Here is a 16,062-nt window from a genome sequence, read left to right as displayed (position 1 = left end):
GCACGAATACTTAAAGGAATTAGCGTAAATACCTTTTAAAAAACCTATGGTTGATTAGGAGTGTTAAGAGAATTTTCTCCCCCTTAATAAGTTCACGCTAGGTTTTTTATAACGCAATCAAAAATACGTATTATTTCTTATATTCAGGAGGCACACGATGAGGTATGCAGGTGTAGGATTAGTTATGCTGGCCGCTATATGCTGGGGCATTAGTGGTGGCATTGGCGATATTTTAATGAACAAGGGCTGGGATCCGATTGTGATCTCCTTTTACCGGGGGGCTGTTGCTTTTATTTTCTTTTTTGCTTGGTTTCTCTTTCGCTATAAACAAAATTGGACCTTCTCCACTCGTTTTTATATATGGTCTCTGTTGGCAGGTATTGGGGTTGCCGGGAATTTTTCGTTTTATTTTCTCAGTATCGAAGCCGCAAGTATTGCGGTTGCCGCTACTTTAATGTACACCGCACCTGTCTTCGTCCTTTTAATCTCTTTTTTATTCGGAATCGAGCGTTCAACTTTGTTTAAATGGGGCTGCATCGCCGGTGTCATTATGGGGATTATCCTCCTTACAGGGGCCTACAATCCCGAAGAGGTTTCAGTGAGTTTTCTAGGGGCGGCAATGGGCCTTGGTGCCGGTCTTTTCTATGCACTGTTTATATTCGGGTTTAAAAATGCCTCTGCGATCGGAAAACCGCAGACCATCTTAACCATCGCCTTTTTTTCATTTTGTGTCATCCTCTTTCTTATTGCAGATACTGAAGAAACAGTTCGTGTGGTGACATCAAGCGACATAGGATGGTTTCTTCTGTTAGGGATCGTGGGGGCTGGAATTTCATTTATCTTTTATGTAATCGGCATTCGGCGGACGACCCCGGCAAATGCTTCCATGGTCGCAATGGTAGAGCCGGTGACAGCCTCATTATTTGGCGTTCTGCTTCTCGGAGATCATTTGACCCTTATTCAAGTTCTTGGAATGGTCATCATCCTGCTTACAATCACCGTACTCAGTGTGAAGCAGGCCGACTCAGGAAGTACAGAAAACCGGGAATGAATCTCCTGATTTGCCCGGTCATCCTTATACTTTTGAAACCACCAAATCAACAAAACGGTGCCAACGATCGAAAGGCGATCATTGGCACCGTTTTTTACTTCATGAGAGACTGTTTCCTCCAAGCCTCTATTCCGATATCTCCATCGTCTCCTGGATTGCCGGGTTAATTTCAGTGTGAGGGTAGTTGATTCGTTCCTCGAACTCTACCCAATCGAGATTAGCCATCATAAGCAGGTAACGTTTCCCGCTGGCCGGATCGCTGATGATAATATGATCACGGCCTGCCGTTTCCACGCGCCCTTGGTAAACCATCGCATTCCATCTGCTGTTCCCTTGGTAAGTAAAATAGAAGGTACCAATCTTACCTTTATTGTAGCGAAGGATATTTTCAATAAATGATTCTTCCATCACACCGAATTGTAATTGCTGTCCTGTCCCTAATGGAACTACCGGGGTGAGAAAAGACGGTCCGGAAGGCGGGAAGCCACCTTGTTGTTGTGCGGTCTGCCCCTGCATTCTGGAAGCGGGATAATAACTTTGAGAACAATTCGTCGGATAATAATTTGCGTTTCCAAATGTCATGTGAAGCTCAGCTCCTATCTTTATTTAACCGTAAAACTCTGTGCAATAGCCCGGTACACCGACATAGTAGCAATGATTTCTATATGCAAACTCGAACTGTGTCATGGGTGATCTTGGCATTGTGGGAGTACAAGGGTCCCGGTAGGATTGCCCGGGACTTGGGTTAAAAAACCACAAGCTCATTCTGGCCTGGGGGTCCCGGTATCCTTGCAGCAGATCCCTCGCCCTCTGGAGATCACCTTCATCGGGACGCTGTGTATACAAAGACCCGTTTAAGACGGGCTCGAAATGAGGAATTCCGGTACCAGGGATTACCTGATAAATCGCATGCCTGATATTGCGTAGATTTTTAAAGTCAGGTTCACAGTCGGCCTCCACCCGATTGGCCACAACCGTCCCTACCATGCTCATTCCTGTAGATCCTTCCCCGCGCGCTTCCGACAGCATGATCCTCGCCAACGACTCTACGTCACGGTCTGTATGCTTTATTCGCCTGCCCATCTTCACACCACCTTCAACCTATACAACTAACGTATTGCCCGAAGATCCTTTTCGAAACTTGCCCATGAGCCCAAACTGGGTGGATTCATCAAAGAAAAAATTCTTTTCCTTGGCATTTTTCACCTGAAATTGAAGTATGGGGACGTTTCTGGCGCTTCCTATTATTTTGCCTCGTCGTTTCACTCTGCTTTATTTTTCAGATAATGGTGCCAGGGAAGGAAGAATGCTGAACTGGACGACAACACCAACTTGTGGCTGACTGTCCCACGGGCAATCCGCTTTAGTGCCCGGTTTGTAATAAGAAAATTAACGGTTGACAGACGATTCACTATACGAGTAGAATAATCGTTAAATTCATAAAATTCTTATCGAGAGCGGTGGAGGAACCTGGTCCTTTGATCCCGCGGCAACCTGTTTAAAAACAAGGTGCTCATTCCAGCAGACACTTTCTGTCTGAAAGATAAGAGTCGGGACGTTTAAATCAACCCTTCTATTTTTCTTACAGAAAAGTAGAAGGGTTTTTTATGTTTTAAAAGGGAGGGAAAATTAAATGGCAGATCAGCAGACACAGAATAACACGGAATTACGTTCCATCGACACACAAAGCAAGCGTACCAACCCGTATCAGAATGAGCACGCGATTCGGGATTTCACGTTTACGATTGATGAACCAGAGAAGCTTGGCGGATTAAATGAAGCATTAACACCTATGGAGTATATCATTGGCTCGCTAAACGGCTGTTTCATGATCGTTGTTGAAATGGTGGCGAAGGAAAAAGGGTTAACGATTGTAAAGCTCGATGCTTCTTCGAGCGGAGGCATCGATCGCAGAGGATTGTTTGGGACAGCTGATGTGAACCAGCACTTTCAAACGGTGACGCTTCAGCTAGACGTTACATTTGCAGAGGAAGATGTAGACGAAGAAGAATTTATTCAACGCGTTCAAAAACGCTGTCCCTCATACAACCTGTTTAAGGATGCAGGTGTAGAAATTGAAGTGATCTGGAACATCATCAAGGAGGAACAAACATGAGTTCATATGGATTCTGGGTCATTTCACTTGCCGTATTATACACCCTCGCCCTCATCATCGTCGGTAACGTGGCGAAACGGAAAGCCAACCGTGGTGAGCAGTATTTTGTGGGAGGCCGGACATTCAGATGGTGGACGGTTGCCTTTTGTATTACCGGACTCTTCTCCGGATCAACGTACATATCGATAGTCGAGCTTTCCTACCTGACAGGAATTTCAGCGATTTGGTACGGGGTCGCAGAAACAGTACAAGTCTTACTGATTGCCTTATTATTAATTAAATCATTCCGGGAAAAGTTAATCGTCACGATCACAGGATTAATCGGTGATCAATTCGGCAGACGTGCTAAAGCTTTATCAGGCACTATCACGGCGTTTGCCTTTCCGATGTGGTCCGTAGCTACAGCGATTGCTTTTGCTTCTGCCTTCCATGTGTTTACTGGCGTTTCGTTATCCTTATCCGTGGCTTTTACAGCTCTCTTACTATTTGTTTATTTACAGGCAGGCGGTATGTGGGCTGTAGCATTTACACAAACGATGAACACGTTTGTTTTTGCCATCATGTTTATCATTGGGACCGTGGCATTCTTTATCAACCCAGGCATTTCCGGCTTGCAGCAGCTTGCAGCCGATCAGCCGAACATGTTTGATTGGGGAGGCGCTGGCCTTCAAGTGATCCTTGTATGGTTTGCCACTTTCCTGGTAAACGTGATTTTAGCGCAAGCTGCATTTCAGATGGCCTTATCTTGTAAAACACCTGAAGAAGGACGCAAAGGCTTAATCGTTGCAGAAGTGATGAGTGTTCCTTTCATTCTATTAGGTATTCTATTTGGCTTGTCTGCAGCTGCGGTCGTTCCAGACGCCAGCCTGGGTCTCGTTGCTCTTCCACAATATTTAATGGAAGTACTGCCCGCTCCATTCGTCGGCCTGTTCTTCTTAGGTATCTGGGCTTGTGCTCTCGGATGGGGAGCGCCTTGTCAGTTCTCAGGGGCCACCAGTCTTGGTAAAGACGTCGGAAGCGCCATTTTCCCTGGCGCTTCTCCAGAACAGCTTGTTAAATATACAAAATGGTCGCTGCTGTTACTGACAGGACTCATGATCATCTTCGGCTTCCTGCGCACAGAACAAGCCGCCTGGTGGAATGTACTCGCCTGGACAATGAGAAACTCTGCCACCTTCGCACCAGTAGTCGCTGCTTTATTCTGGCCGCTTGTCACAAAACGAGCCGTCCTCGGCGCATTATTTGGCGGATTCTCAGCAGGCTTAATCTGGTACCACTTAAGCAATTGGCACCCATCTGATTTCTTCCTGAACATCCACCCGGTTTGGGTAGGGATGAGCGTCAACATTCTCATCATGGTGCTATTTACCGTTGCTTTCAACTATGGAAATTGGAAGATTACCAACAAGCGCTCTGTAAAAGGAGCAGTAGTGTTGACTACCCTTGCAGCGCTGCTTGTCGTTAACGGATTGTTCTATGAATCTCTCCACGCCGCTGGTGTGGTAGGAATGACAATCTTCCTTTCTATACTAGCCTTATTTATCGGAAGTATTATTTATATCAAACCGAAAGTGACCAAAGCATCTGCTGGGGAGCAGATGGTTTCTTGAAAGAGGAAGGAACTCCTTTAAATGTGAAATGGTTCAGATTTGGGAAAGAAAGTCTTAAAAAACGCAACTAAATAGAACGCAAAAAAGCTTAGGGATTATATTGCCCTAAGTTTTATTGCATTGCGAATCACGCCTATATGATCTGGCTATTACTCTCTCCTCTATGGACATTAAGAAAAAAACTCACTTCTCATTATTGGGTTGAGAATGAACTGGTTTCAACTCTTCTTGAATTCAGTATCAAATTAATACTTTGATATAATTAAGGTATAAAGCCAAATGAGGTGAATTAAATGAAAGCAACGGAAACTAATCTCTTACAATTTCTTAAAGGGCCAAAGCAATTTGTTATTCCTATTTATCAACGTACACCCCATTGGCTACAACCGTCCCTCCCATGCTCATCCCCAAAGGCCCTTCACCACGAGCTTCCGCCAGCACATGATCCTCGCTAACGACTCAAGAAGTGTGGGGACGGTTCTGGCGCTTCCTGTTAGGAAGGGGGAGTGGGGAAAATATTGTATAAATAATTTACATAAAAAAGTGTTGACCCCTTTTAGAATCAAAAGAAGTCAACACTTTAGAATTGTGAGGAGCGTTGGAACCGTCCACATCACATGATAAAGAGCGTAGCTTATAGCTACCCCCTTAACTTATTGTATCTATTACAAACCAACTTGATTGACAGCGTATGTTGCGTGTTCCGTGCTGAACCCTTCAAAGATCAATTGGTCAATTAGACTCTGTTTTGAAAAAGAAGTGTAATTCAAATAGTCTTCAGCCATCTGAACGGCTTGCTCTTGCCAATCAACCGTGATGCTTTCTACACCATGCGTCGCATCTTCTGTGCTAAAACCCTCAAACTTTAACTGATCGATCAATCCTAATTTAGAGAATGCCGTGTAATTCAGATAGTCTTGAGCCATCTGAACGGCTTGTTCTTGCCAATCAACCGCGATGTTTTCTACACCATATGTTGCATCTTCTGTGTTAAAACCCTCAAACTCTAGTTGATTGATCAATCCTGATTTAGAAAATGCTGTGTAATTCAAATAGTCTTGAGCCATCCAAGTCGCCTGCTCTTGGGAAACAGTTAAGCTGCCTTCTTCAGCTTCTTTAGCTTCTTGTTCTTCTTTAGCTTTACGTTCTGCCTCCTCTTTAGCTTTTTGTTCTTCTTTAGCCTTACGTTCCTCTTCTTCTTTCTTGGCTTCCTCTTCTTTCTTCGCCTGTGCCTTCGCTTCTTGCTCTTCTTTCTCTATCTGTGCTTTTTCTTCAGCCTCTTTAGCTTCTTGTTCTTCTTGTTCTTCTTGCTCTTTTTGTGCCTGCTCCTCAGCTTCCTTAGCTTCTTCCTGTTTAATCTTCTCTTCAGCTTCAATACCTTCTGCGGAAGCTTCAGCTGTAACCTCTTGAGTAACAGGGGTTTTTTCCCCTATCGATGAACCAATCAGTGCGAGGATGATAAGTGTGACCAGGCAAACACCTGATTTTGCAAAGTTCCTAAGTCTAGTACTCTTTCCTTTCACAAAGGCAAGGACAAAAAAGACTACCATACCTCCTAAAGCCATTAACGTTAACAACCCTAAAAACGTTTCCACTGTTCAATCACCCCTTATTTAGTTTTAATTAACTAAAACTATTATACCATGCCGAAAGTTATACTTTTCCATTCTTATTTAACATTCGATAGAAGGACTTTTTACTTCTATGATTCTATTCAAAGGACCTAAAGAAAATAGCCTATATTTTACCCTTAAACCTCCTAATTTCAGGAGCCATTACAGTGGTTGCAACGCTATTTTTGGCGAACAAAGCCTGAAAGCTAATTATTTGGAAAGTCAGGTCAGTACATCGCACGTAACCCCTTCAGATAAATCTTTATATACAAAAAACCTCATTAACCTGTATTTTAAACAGATCAATGAGGTCTTTTTATTCAACGGCTTCAGCCAGAGGGTGGTTTTAAGCGGATCTCGGACTATGACCGCAACGTCCTGTTGCAACGCCTAAGTCACCACATCCTGTGGAAGCTTACATCATGCCGCCCATGCCACCCATTCCGCCCATGTCAGGCATTGGGTTGCCGCCGTCTTCTTCTGGAAGGTCAGCGACTACAGCTTCTGTTGTTAGGAACATGGCTGCTACGGATGCTGCGTTTTGAAGCGCGGAACGTGTTACCTTAGTTGGGTCAACGATTCCTGCTTCAACCATGTTTACGTATTGGCCGTTGGCTGCGTTGAAGCCGATGCCCACTTCTTCGTTTTTCAGGCGCTCAACGATGATGGAGCCTTCAAGGCCTGCGTTGTGAGCGATCTGGCGTACCGGCTCTTCAAGTGCGCGAAGAACGATGTTTACACCAGTTGCTTCGTCGCCGTCAGTTTCAACAGCTTTAACAGCGTTGATGACGTTCACAAGGGCAGTACCACCACCGGAAACGATACCTTCTTCTACTGCTGCGCGAGTAGAGTTGAGGGCGTCTTCGATGCGGAGTTTACGCTCTTTAAGCTCAGTTTCAGTAGCTGCACCGACTTTAACGACTGCAACACCGCCGGCAAGCTTAGCAAGGCGCTCTTGAAGTTTTTCTTTGTCAAACTCGGACGTTGTTTCTTCGAGCTGACCTTTGATTTGGTTTACGCGGTTTGCGATTTCAGCTGCGTCACCAGCACCGTCAACGATTGTTGTGTTGTCTTTGGATACAACGACTTTCGCTGCGCGCCCAAGCTGCGTAATGTTCGCAGATTTAAGATCAAGACCGAGGTCTTCTGTGATAACTTCCCCGCCGGAAAGTGTTGCGATATCTTCAAGCATCGCTTTACGACGGTCACCGAATCCTGGTGCTTTAACAGCAACAGCATTGAATGTTCCGCGAAGTTTGTTTACAACAAGTGTTGCAAGAGCTTCCCCTTCAACATCTTCAGCGATGATAAGGATTGGCTTGCCCTGCTGAACAACCTGCTCAAGAACAGGAAGAACTTCCTGGATGTTTCCGATCTTTTTATCAGTAATAAGGATATACGGATCTTCAAGAACCGCTTCCATTTTGTCAGAGTCAGTCACCATGTAAGGAGACGCGTATCCGCGGTCGAACTGCATACCTTCAACCACTTCAAGCTCAGTCGTGAAGCCTTTTGATTCTTCCACTGTGATAACGCCGTCGTTTCCAACGCGCTCCATAGCTTCAGCGATCAATTGGCCGACTTCATCGTCAGCAGCAGAGATGGAAGCTACCTGGGCGATGGAGTCCTTGCCTTCGATTGGCTTGGAGATGGACTTAAGCTCTTCAACAGCAACCTTCGTCGCTTTTTCAATACCCTTACGGATAACCATTGGGTTAGCTCCGGATGTTACGTTCTTAAGACCTTCCGCGATCATCGCCTGGGCAAGAACAGTTGCCGTAGTCGTACCGTCACCTGCGATGTCGTTTGTTTTGCTTGCTACTTCGGATACAAGCTTCGCACCCATGTTTTCGAAGTTGTCTTCAAGCTCGATTTCCTTCGCGATTGTAACACCGTCGTTAGTAATTAATGGAGAACCGAATTTTTTCTCAAGAACAACGTTACGTCCTTTCGGTCCAAGCGTTACTTTTACCGCATCTGCAAGTGCATCAACCCCGCGCTTCATCGCGCGGCGAGCGTCTTCGCTGAATTTAATCTCTTTAGCCATGGTAAAAAACCTCCTGTAATTTTTGTTTTATATGTAGGCGCCAAATCCGCCTGTGGTGGTTATCGTTTCATGCGCCTACGAAGCTGCGTTTTTTATGAAACGCAAATCCTTAGCCGATGACAGCCAGAACGTCGCTTTCACGCAGGACTAAATATTCTTTACCTTCATACTTTACTTCAGTACCGGAATACTTAGAGAAGATGATGTTGTCGCCTTCTTTCACTTCAAGTGCCACGCGCTCACCGTTATCCGTTACGCGTCCGCTTCCTGCAGCTACAACCTTACCTTCTTGTGGCTTTTCCTTTGCAGAATCCGGAAGTACGATCCCGCTAGCCGTTTTTTCTTCTTGCTCTACCAATTCAATAACAAGACGATCTCCTAATGGTTTTAACAAGGAAAACACCCTCCTTAATGTATTTGCGACAGTTCAAGCCTTTTCGGCCGATCTGCGCTGATTTAATTTAGTCTGGTTATTAGCACTCGGTTTGAATGAGTGCTAACACAATTCCTATAATAATCGTCTCACAATTTTTTTGCAAGTGTTTTCGTTTATTTTTTTGGTAAAAATATCTGCGGAAACGTCACGTTTCCCCGGCACCTGCTTCATCCTCTGACAGCGCATACAAAATCAGGCCAAACCGTTCTTTTTCAGCTCGAAGCACGTACTATGTTACAATATGAAGCGATACATATACGCAAAGGAAGAGCGCGTCCGGCTCCTTCCCCTTGCCGAATTTCAAAATACACAGCTAAAACATAAAGGAGACATCACTTTGACAAAAAGATACTGGATTATTCTCGTTGCCTTCATTCTCGTGCAGTTATCACCACTCGTGACGATTCCGCTGCTCAGCGGCACCGGGATTGCCGACTCTCCTGAAGCTCTTCAGGGATACGCGATTCTCATCGGCTTCTCCATCGGTACGGTCATTATCGCTCTCTTAAGCTATTCGAGTCTGAAGCATGACGGGGACTTTGATCTCCGCAGCAAATCCGCCATCGGAACTACCATCACCTGGTCCGTCATCGGGATCGCGCTCGCGTTCGTGGCCCAGATGGTCGCCAACCTGATACAGATCAACCTGTTTGGCACCGAGCCGGGCTCCGAAAACACCGAGCACATCGTGAACATCGCCACCGCCGTGCCCCTGATGGCCATTGCCGTTGCGATCTTCGCTCCTATAATGGAAGAAATCGTCTTCCGTCAGGTCATATTCGGCTCCCTTTACCGCCGCTTCGGCTTCTGGATCGGTGCACTCGGAAGCGGACTCCTGTTCGCCGTCGTCCACGTCGACTTCGAGAACCTCCTCGTCTACCTGATTATGGGGATCGTGTTCTCGTACCTGTATGTCAAAACAAAACGTATCATCGTACCAATTATTGCACACGCTGGTATCAACGGCTTCGTCATGCTTGTACAGGTTGTCTACCGCGAGGAAATCGAGCGGATCATCGAACTTCAGGAGCAGCAGGCCCTTAACCTGCAGGCAGTCATCATGTTTATTGGAGGATTAATCTAATGCGCAAGTCACCCATGTTCTGGGCCGTACTGTATTTTTCCATTGCCACCATGTTCGTCTTCCTGGCAACACAGCAAAACGCCCGCACCGACGGATGGGATTTTCTCACCATCATTCTCATCGTCGTCGCCACCATCGACTACGTCATCGCCTTCCGCTTCTTCGGAATGGCCCGGCGGGTAAAGAAAAACGAAAAAAAATAAAAAAGAGCGCAGCTCCGGACTAGGAGCAGCGCTCTTTTTATGTTGATTCTTCCCAAGCCGGGATTAATACTTTCGAAAATGAAATTAATACTATCAAAAACACAATTAATTCTTCCTGCAACAACTTTTATTTTACCCCGGCAGCCTCAAGCTGCTTCAAATGATGCTGATCGTGCTTCACAAACATCTTCACAAAGCTCTCCGGCGAAAACTGCCGCTTCCCGGTCCCAATGGTAAAGCGCATATCCGGATTCAACACCTCAAACTCCGCAACAAGCGCTTTTCGCATCTCTACAAAAAGATCAATCACTTCTTCCGGTTTTTTACACGACTTCAAATACTCAAGCCCCTCCGCATTATGTGCATCGTGATCCGGAAACGCCGGCAGCCTCGCCCCGTCCGCCATGTGCGGCACCATCTGCTCTTTATTAAACTTATCCCAGTAATACATATGGCAAATCACTTCCCGCGGCGACCACTTCCCTACATCAAGAGGCTCCGTCAAAGCCTCCTCCGGCACCTCTTTTAACCCCGCAAACTCGTCTGCCGCTTTCTCAAACTGAACCAGTGTTTTGTTTTTCATCCTACATTCTCCTTCCTATGTAAAGTAAGTGAGAGGAAGCACCGAGCAGATACGGATCTGCAGCCAGACCGATAAGAATCTCCACCAGCTCTTCTTTCCCCAGCCAACTTCCCCAAGTGTCATCTTTCAAAAGTGCACCGGGATTTGACCCGATAAGTTCCAGCGTTTCAAAACCCTGCGCCTCCATAAACGGCTTGATGTCTTTCACCTCAGAATAGTAGGCACCTGTAAACCGGCCTTTGTCCTGGTGATCAAAGCACCCTGTTTCAGAAAAATTCTTTATGCCCTCAAGTGTATGGTTCGGTTTCAATTGCTCAGGATTCTCCAATGACGTGAGGACATGCTTCGATCTCGGCATAAACGCCACAAACACAATGCCGTCTTTTTTGGTTACCCTCTTTAACTCACTGATTGCCTTAGAACGATCCTCTTCTTCCTGCAAGTGGTACATCGGCCCCATCATTAGCGCAGCGTTAAATCTGCCCGGTTCAAAAACATTCAAGTCCCTTGCGTCAGCAACATGAAACCCGTTAAACGCTTCTGTTAAGCCCAGCTCCTCCGCTTTCTTTTCCGCAACCTCCACAAGCCTCGGGGTAAAATCTGTCAGTGTCATTTGAAACCCGGCCTCCGCAAGCGCCATCGCATACTTCCCAGGCCCGGCACCGTTATCCAGAACCATACCGGACTTAGGGAGGTACTTCCTTATGTAATGCATATTCACCTGAAACTCAATCGGCTCCCGTTCAAGGCGCCCCCACTCATCAAACTGCGTATAATAATCAATGACGTTGTCCACCAGACTTCACCTCCCCAAGGTATTCTGTTGTGAGGGGCGTTTCTCCTCCGCCGACTGACAATGAATATGCTCTGGCGTTACGCCTTGAGCTAACCACTCTGTGCAGATCTTTTCCTATAAAATGAAGGGCAACACCATCGTCCGTGGCGTACCCACCTTTTATTTGTTCCGAATCAACGAAGTGCCGGTAAGCAGGTTGCCGTTCAGCCTCCCCGTCGTAATGAGGGCAATTGCTTCCCTTTAAAAAGCCGAGGCACTTTAATGGTGCAAGCTTACTCCCGAACGAATCGGTTACGCCTTCTTCAAACCAGCATATCGAACCGGCACTGAGACCCACCAGAATAACACCTTTCTCCCATGCCTCATGTAATATCTGTTCCAAACCCCACTCTTTCCAGAGAGCAAGCAGGTTCTTCGTGTTTCCCCCACCCACATAAACAATATCTTTATCCAAAATAAAAGCCTTTAAATCTTCAGCAGGCGGTTTAAATAACGACAAATGTGAAGGCTCGCAATTAAGTTTCATGAAGCTTTTATAGAACCGCTCAATATAGCCCTCCGCGTCTCCACTTGCAGTAGGAACAAAGCAGACCTTTGGTTTATCTGATAAAGCCTGCTTTAAAATATAATTATCGAGGAGAGGGTTATTGGGCTCCATGGAAAATCCTCCCCCTCCCATAGCGATGATTTGCTTCATGTCTCGTCCCCCTGGATCAGTTTCGCAGCCTCCCGCGGAATCCACCCTTCTTCCCCGGTCCTCACATTCTTTACCCACAACCAGCCATTCAGCTCTTTCACCACTTCCACCTGTTCGCCGGCATCGATATTCAGCTCTTTCGCACAATAATCTTCCGTTATGACATGATCATTAATAATCTGCGCCGGCACCCATCCTTCAGATTCGCCGTTCACGGTTGTGCAGTAAATCCAGTTCTCCCAGCCCTCGGGACCTTCATAGATTCTGCCTGTCCGAACCTTTTCTCCCTTACTGAGGGTAATAGGATCCGGGTAGTTGCTCTTATGCGGTTTCATTATTATGTACTTCAACTACTGCACCTCCAGCGCAAGCCGCACCATATCCCGGCACTGGATCCCGTTTTCATAGATTTCCTCATCATAATGCTTCACAAAGAAATCCTGCTCCACACCGACAATCCGAAACCCGCACTTCTGGTAAAGAGCGAGCTGCCCGATACTAGAGTTCCCCGTTCCGACTTCAATCGTATGAAGACCAGCTTCCCTCGCCCGATCAATCGCATCCAGGATCAGCTTTTTCCCAATACCCTTGCCGTGCTCCGACTCCTTCACCGCAACGTTCATCAGTTCCACACGCCCCGCACCTGTTTTGACGAGCACATAAACCCCAATGACTTCACCTGACACCTCAGCGACCCGGCATTCCCCTTCTCGCAGGTACCTCTCTACTTTTTCTCGTGAAGGATCCGCCAGTAGAAGCAAGTCCATCGGGGGATGTTCGTTTTCCATCAGCTCTCGTATCTTCATGTCGATTCCCCTCGTTTAGTAAAGTTTCCGGTGCCAGTACTCAATTCGCTCTTCAATCTGTTTTCGAACTTGTAGCAACGTAATCCTGAAATAAACCGTTTTGAAAAAGTTCATCACATTCGTCTTTGTCCGGTAAAAATGCAGCGAATGCCCTTCCTCACGAAGATACTCTTCCAGCTTTTCAGAGGTTTTTCCAATCCACTGCTCTAACTGAGCAGCAGCGATCCCTTTATCCAAAAGAGCCTCAATCACGAACGTCAGCCGCTCATCTTCGTCATCGACATACGTGACTTTTTTAAATAAACAGTCCTGCACGGCCTGCAGAATGTCTTCGTGACACTCCATGCTGACAGAAGGATGCAGGGTCACAGATGTGAGCAAATCAGCCCCGTGAGCAATGCTGTGAGCCCACCCCTTTCCTTTCACAAAGCCCCTGACATCCTTTTCCCGCGCCAAATAGAGCAGCGTTTTCTCCAAGGTTTCTTTCACCACTTCCGCCGGCAATGCCCTCCGCTCGCGATCCTTCTGCATAATCGCCGCAATGACAAGAGCAGAGAACGAGCGCGTAAACACCGAATCGTCCCCGCACTTCCCAATATGGTAAAAGAGATGCGACTCCCCGACACAAGTGGTCAGCAAAAATTGAAGCTGCTCGTCCGTCAGGCAATCGTCTTTTGCCCACTTCGCAAACGTGCTGTAAATAAGCCCGTCTCTAAGCTTCGGATCAGGAGAGCCAATGTGCTGCAGCATAGGCTCAAGCAATCGGGAGATTCGTTCATCGCTTCTATGTATCTTGTATTCCCGCAAACTCTTTAATTCTTCCTTTAATGTCATCAGCTAACTCCATTCTTCGCAAAGTTGGAGGAATTTTCTGTAATTATTATATCATCCATAGATGCCATCCGGGTCACTTCCTCCTAAGAAAGCGTAATTTCCCCCTAAAACCAAATAATTAAGGCATTTTTTTCTCCCTGAATACTGATAATTTCCCCTTAAGATCGAATTCACCCCTAAGGGAGAAAAATTCTCCCCTAAGACGAATTAATTCACCCCTAAGCTCTGTTTATTCCCCCCTAACTCCAATTAATTCACCCCTAAGAGCTGAGCACAACAAAAAAACAGCCTCCCTCTCCAAAAGGGAAACCGCTCTCCAATAATCATCACCATTTTTCCCATCACCACATCCATCCCGCGTGACAGTTCTTCCAAAAACAACAATAATTCTTCCGAATACGTCTTTTATTCTGCCGATAATCCTCTTTTTTCTGCCGCAAATCTCTTTAATTCTGCCACTCACACAAAAAACGCCCCCCCTCTATAAAAAGGGAAACCGCTCTCCAATTACCATCACCTTTTTTATCATCATCGCATCCATCCCCCCGTGACAATTCTTCCAAAAACAACGATAATTCTTCCGAAAACGTCTTTTATTCTGCCGATAACCCTCTTTTTTCTGCCGCAAATCTCTTTAATTCTGCCACTCACACAAAAAAAGACCTCCTCTATAAAAAGGAAGCCGCTCAACAAATCATCACGCAGACTTCTCCCGCGCGTCATGCTTCTTCACTTCGCGCCCCAGCACCCAGCCCGCCGGTATCGAGACGAGCAGGAGCACGGAAATGACGATAAATCCTTCTGTGATGGCTTTAAGACTCGCTTCCTCCAGCGACATGCCGTTCGCGCCCATCACCTGGGCCCGCCGCACTTCGAAATACACACTCATAAACACGATTCCGAGTGCCGAGCTCATCTGCCTCAATACATTATTCATGGCTGATCCCCGCGAAATCATCTGCTCGGGAATCGCGTTCATTCCCGTCGTCGTGGACGGCATCATGCTGAAGCCCATGCCGATCCCCCGCAGCGCGTTCAGCGCAAACAATACCCAGAGGGCCGTCTCCATGGAGATGAACCCGAACATGATCGTCCCCGTAAATGAAAGGGCAAGCCCAGCCGTCACCACGCCCGACGGTCCCCGCTTGTCCAGAATCCGTCCGCCGATCGTCATGCAGAGCCCCATCAACAGCGCCGACGGCAAAAACACCAGTCCCGTCATAATCGCCCCGTAGCCATAAACGTTTTGTACGAGCAGCGGGATCAGGAAGATTCCTCCGAACAAACTGATGGAACTCACAATTCCGATCCAAATGCTGATCGTATACGGCTTAATTTTAAAGATCGACAAATCAAGCAGCGGCTGTTCTTTGCCGTTCTCAATTTTCACGAACAGCGCCAAGGCCGCAAAACCGATCACGATGAGTGAGATGTTGACCGGATTGGTCAGGTGGGCGAGCTCACTGATCCGCCCGAGGGCAAAGAGCACCGAGCCCACCCCGATCGTCACCGTCACAAAGCCGCTGCCGTCAAAGGTGATGTTTTTGTTCGGCTTGCTTTTCTTCAAATAAATCGACGAAAAAATCAGTCCGAGAACACCGGTAGGCACGTTACAGAGAAACAACCACTGCCAGGTGCCGAGCTCGATGATCACGCCCCCCAGCGTCGGTCCGATCGTAGGCGCCATCATGGCGGCGATGCCCCAGATGCCCATGGCCATGCCCCGCTCACGTTTCTCGAACACTTCAAAAAGAAACACGAGAGACAACGGCATAATAAATCCGCCGCCGATTCCCTGAAGTCCCCTGAACAAAATCAGCGACGACAGGTTCCAGCTCATTGACCCGAGGATCGAGCCGAGGACAAAGAGCAGAAGCCCGAAGAGATACAGATTCTTTTTCCCGAACTTGTCGCCGAGGTAGCCGGTGAGAGGCATGGTGATTCCCATCGTGACCATGAAGATGGTGATCACCCAGCCCGTTGCGACCGCATCGGCATCAAACACGTCCATCAGGTGGGGGACGCCGGGGTTTAACATGCTGTTGTTTAAAATAATCGTAAACGTTCCGAGCAATACCGCGAATAACACAATCCATTTATGTGGAATTTTAGCCACGTGAGAGTCACCTGCTTTTGTTTTGCTTCATTTCGCTACACGAAATACCTCTTTCTATCATACCATGAAT

At 46.8% G+C, this 16,062-nt stretch carries 19 protein-coding genes and 1 riboswitch; of the genes, 5 read left to right on the top strand and 14 right to left on the bottom strand.

All coding sequences use genetic code 11. The annotated features are described in order from the left end of the window. Positions 1-157 precede the first annotated feature (157 nt). Positions 158-1,051, top strand: a complete 894-nt coding sequence (locus EBO34_RS15460; RefSeq protein WP_122900233.1) for a DMT family transporter — start codon at positions 158-160, stop codon at positions 1,049-1,051. A gap of 126 nt (positions 1,052-1,177) precedes the next feature. Here the strand turns inward: EBO34_RS15460 and gerQ are convergent, their stop codons facing one another. Both gerQ and EBO34_RS15450 read right to left on the bottom strand, forming a co-directional pair. Further along, entirely contained in the window at positions 1,178-1,633 is a 456-nt protein-coding gene (gene gerQ / locus EBO34_RS15455; protein ID WP_122900231.1) for a spore coat protein GerQ, read from the bottom strand. Positions 1,634-1,657: 24 nt separating this feature from the next. Continuing rightward, on the bottom strand, positions 1,658-2,134 hold the full coding sequence (locus tag EBO34_RS15450; protein WP_122900229.1) for a cell wall hydrolase: 477 nt from the start codon (positions 2,132-2,134) through the stop codon (positions 1,658-1,660). Between the two features lie 362 nt (positions 2,135-2,496). Further along, positions 2,497-2,601, top strand: a riboswitch (SAM riboswitch). 83 nt (positions 2,602-2,684) lie between these two features. Between EBO34_RS15450 and EBO34_RS15445 the strand changes: the two genes are divergently transcribed. Both EBO34_RS15445 and EBO34_RS15440 read left to right on the top strand, forming a co-directional pair. Next, positions 2,685-3,167 carry an OsmC family protein gene (locus EBO34_RS15445; protein WP_122900227.1) on the top strand — a complete coding sequence of 161 codons (483 nt, stop codon included), beginning with the start codon at positions 2,685-2,687 and terminating at the stop codon, positions 3,165-3,167. Further along, positions 3,164-4,777, top strand: a complete 1,614-nt coding sequence (locus EBO34_RS15440; RefSeq protein WP_122900224.1) for a sodium:solute symporter family protein — start codon at positions 3,164-3,166, stop codon at positions 4,775-4,777. The genes EBO34_RS15445 and EBO34_RS15440 overlap by 4 nt, the downstream gene beginning before the upstream one ends. Before the next feature lie 665 nt (positions 4,778-5,442). Here EBO34_RS15440 and EBO34_RS15435 read toward each other — a convergent pair. The 3 genes from EBO34_RS15435 to groES all read right to left on the bottom strand — a co-directional run bounded on the left by EBO34_RS15435 (position 5,443) and on the right by groES (position 8,831). Then, positions 5,443-6,372: an Ltp family lipoprotein gene (locus EBO34_RS15435; protein WP_221175158.1), complete on the bottom strand. Its 930-nt coding sequence runs from the start codon at positions 6,370-6,372 to the stop codon at positions 5,443-5,445. Positions 6,373-6,805: 433 nt separating this feature from the next. Further along, on the bottom strand, positions 6,806-8,437 hold the full coding sequence (groL, locus tag EBO34_RS15430) for a chaperonin GroEL (RefSeq protein ID WP_122900222.1): 1,632 nt from the start codon (positions 8,435-8,437) through the stop codon (positions 6,806-6,808). A 109-nt stretch (positions 8,438-8,546) separates the two neighbouring features. Beyond that, positions 8,547-8,831 (bottom strand): co-chaperone GroES, encoded by a 285-nt coding sequence (groES, locus tag EBO34_RS15425; protein ID WP_122900220.1) that lies wholly within the window; start codon positions 8,829-8,831, stop codon positions 8,547-8,549. 283 nt (positions 8,832-9,114) lie between these two features. On the opposite strand from groES, the gene EBO34_RS15420 reads away from it, so the two are divergent. Together EBO34_RS15420 and EBO34_RS15415 are read left to right on the top strand one after the other, a co-directional pair. Further along, entirely contained in the window at positions 9,115-9,957 is an 843-nt protein-coding gene (locus tag EBO34_RS15420) for a CPBP family intramembrane glutamic endopeptidase (RefSeq protein WP_249414125.1), read from the top strand. Next, on the top strand, positions 9,957-10,160 hold the full coding sequence (locus EBO34_RS15415) for a YdiK family protein (RefSeq protein ID WP_122900216.1): 204 nt from the start codon (positions 9,957-9,959) through the stop codon (positions 10,158-10,160). Before EBO34_RS15420 ends, EBO34_RS15415 begins: the two co-directional genes overlap by 1 nt. A 127-nt stretch (positions 10,161-10,287) precedes the next feature. Here EBO34_RS15415 and EBO34_RS15410 read toward each other — a convergent pair whose 3' ends face one another. The 9 genes from EBO34_RS15410 to EBO34_RS15375 form a co-directional block, all read right to left on the bottom strand. Further along, a complete protein-coding gene (locus EBO34_RS15410) occupies positions 10,288-10,743 on the bottom strand; it encodes a DinB family protein (protein ID WP_122900214.1) in 456 nt (151 codons plus the stop codon). 1 nt (position 10,744) lies between these two features. Next, entirely contained in the window at positions 10,745-11,539 is a 795-nt protein-coding gene (locus EBO34_RS15405) for a class I SAM-dependent methyltransferase (protein ID WP_122900212.1), read from the bottom strand. Continuing rightward, positions 11,523-12,236: a Type 1 glutamine amidotransferase-like domain-containing protein gene (locus tag EBO34_RS15400; protein WP_122900210.1), complete on the bottom strand. Its 714-nt coding sequence runs from the start codon at positions 12,234-12,236 to the stop codon at positions 11,523-11,525. Before EBO34_RS15400 ends, EBO34_RS15405 begins: the two co-directional genes overlap by 17 nt. Beyond that, complete coding sequence (locus tag EBO34_RS15395; RefSeq protein ID WP_122900208.1) at positions 12,233-12,586, bottom strand: SH3 domain-containing protein; 354 nt, start codon at positions 12,584-12,586, stop codon at positions 12,233-12,235. The genes EBO34_RS15400 and EBO34_RS15395 overlap by 4 nt, the downstream gene beginning before the upstream one ends. Beyond that, entirely contained in the window at positions 12,587-13,042 is a 456-nt protein-coding gene (locus EBO34_RS15390; protein WP_122900206.1) for a GNAT family N-acetyltransferase, read from the bottom strand. It abuts the gene before it with no gap. A gap of 15 nt (positions 13,043-13,057) precedes the next feature. Further along, a complete protein-coding gene (locus EBO34_RS15385) occupies positions 13,058-13,876 on the bottom strand; it encodes a DUF2785 domain-containing protein (protein ID WP_122900204.1) in 819 nt (272 codons plus the stop codon). A gap of 229 nt (positions 13,877-14,105) precedes the next feature. Then, positions 14,106-14,339, bottom strand: coding sequence for a hypothetical protein (locus EBO34_RS15380; protein WP_122900202.1), 234 nt, complete (start codon positions 14,337-14,339; stop codon positions 14,106-14,108). A gap of 65 nt (positions 14,340-14,404) precedes the next feature. Next, the gene (locus EBO34_RS21110; protein ID WP_283234596.1) at positions 14,405-14,527 is read right to left on the bottom strand and encodes a hypothetical protein; all 123 of its coding nucleotides are present in this window, start codon (positions 14,525-14,527) and stop codon (positions 14,405-14,407) included. 46 nt (positions 14,528-14,573) lie between these two features. Then, positions 14,574-15,992, bottom strand: coding sequence for an MDR family MFS transporter (locus EBO34_RS15375; RefSeq protein WP_122900200.1), 1,419 nt, complete (start codon positions 15,990-15,992; stop codon positions 14,574-14,576). Positions 15,993-16,062: the final 70 nt, after the last annotated feature.

The sequence above is a fragment of the Alteribacter keqinensis genome (genome assembly GCF_003710255.1).
In the GTDB taxonomy this organism is placed as follows: Bacteria; Bacillota; Bacilli; order Bacillales; family Salisediminibacteriaceae; genus Alteribacter; species Alteribacter keqinensis.
Note: the sequence above shows the minus strand (reverse complement) of the source record. Positions and strands in the feature narration are given on the sequence as shown.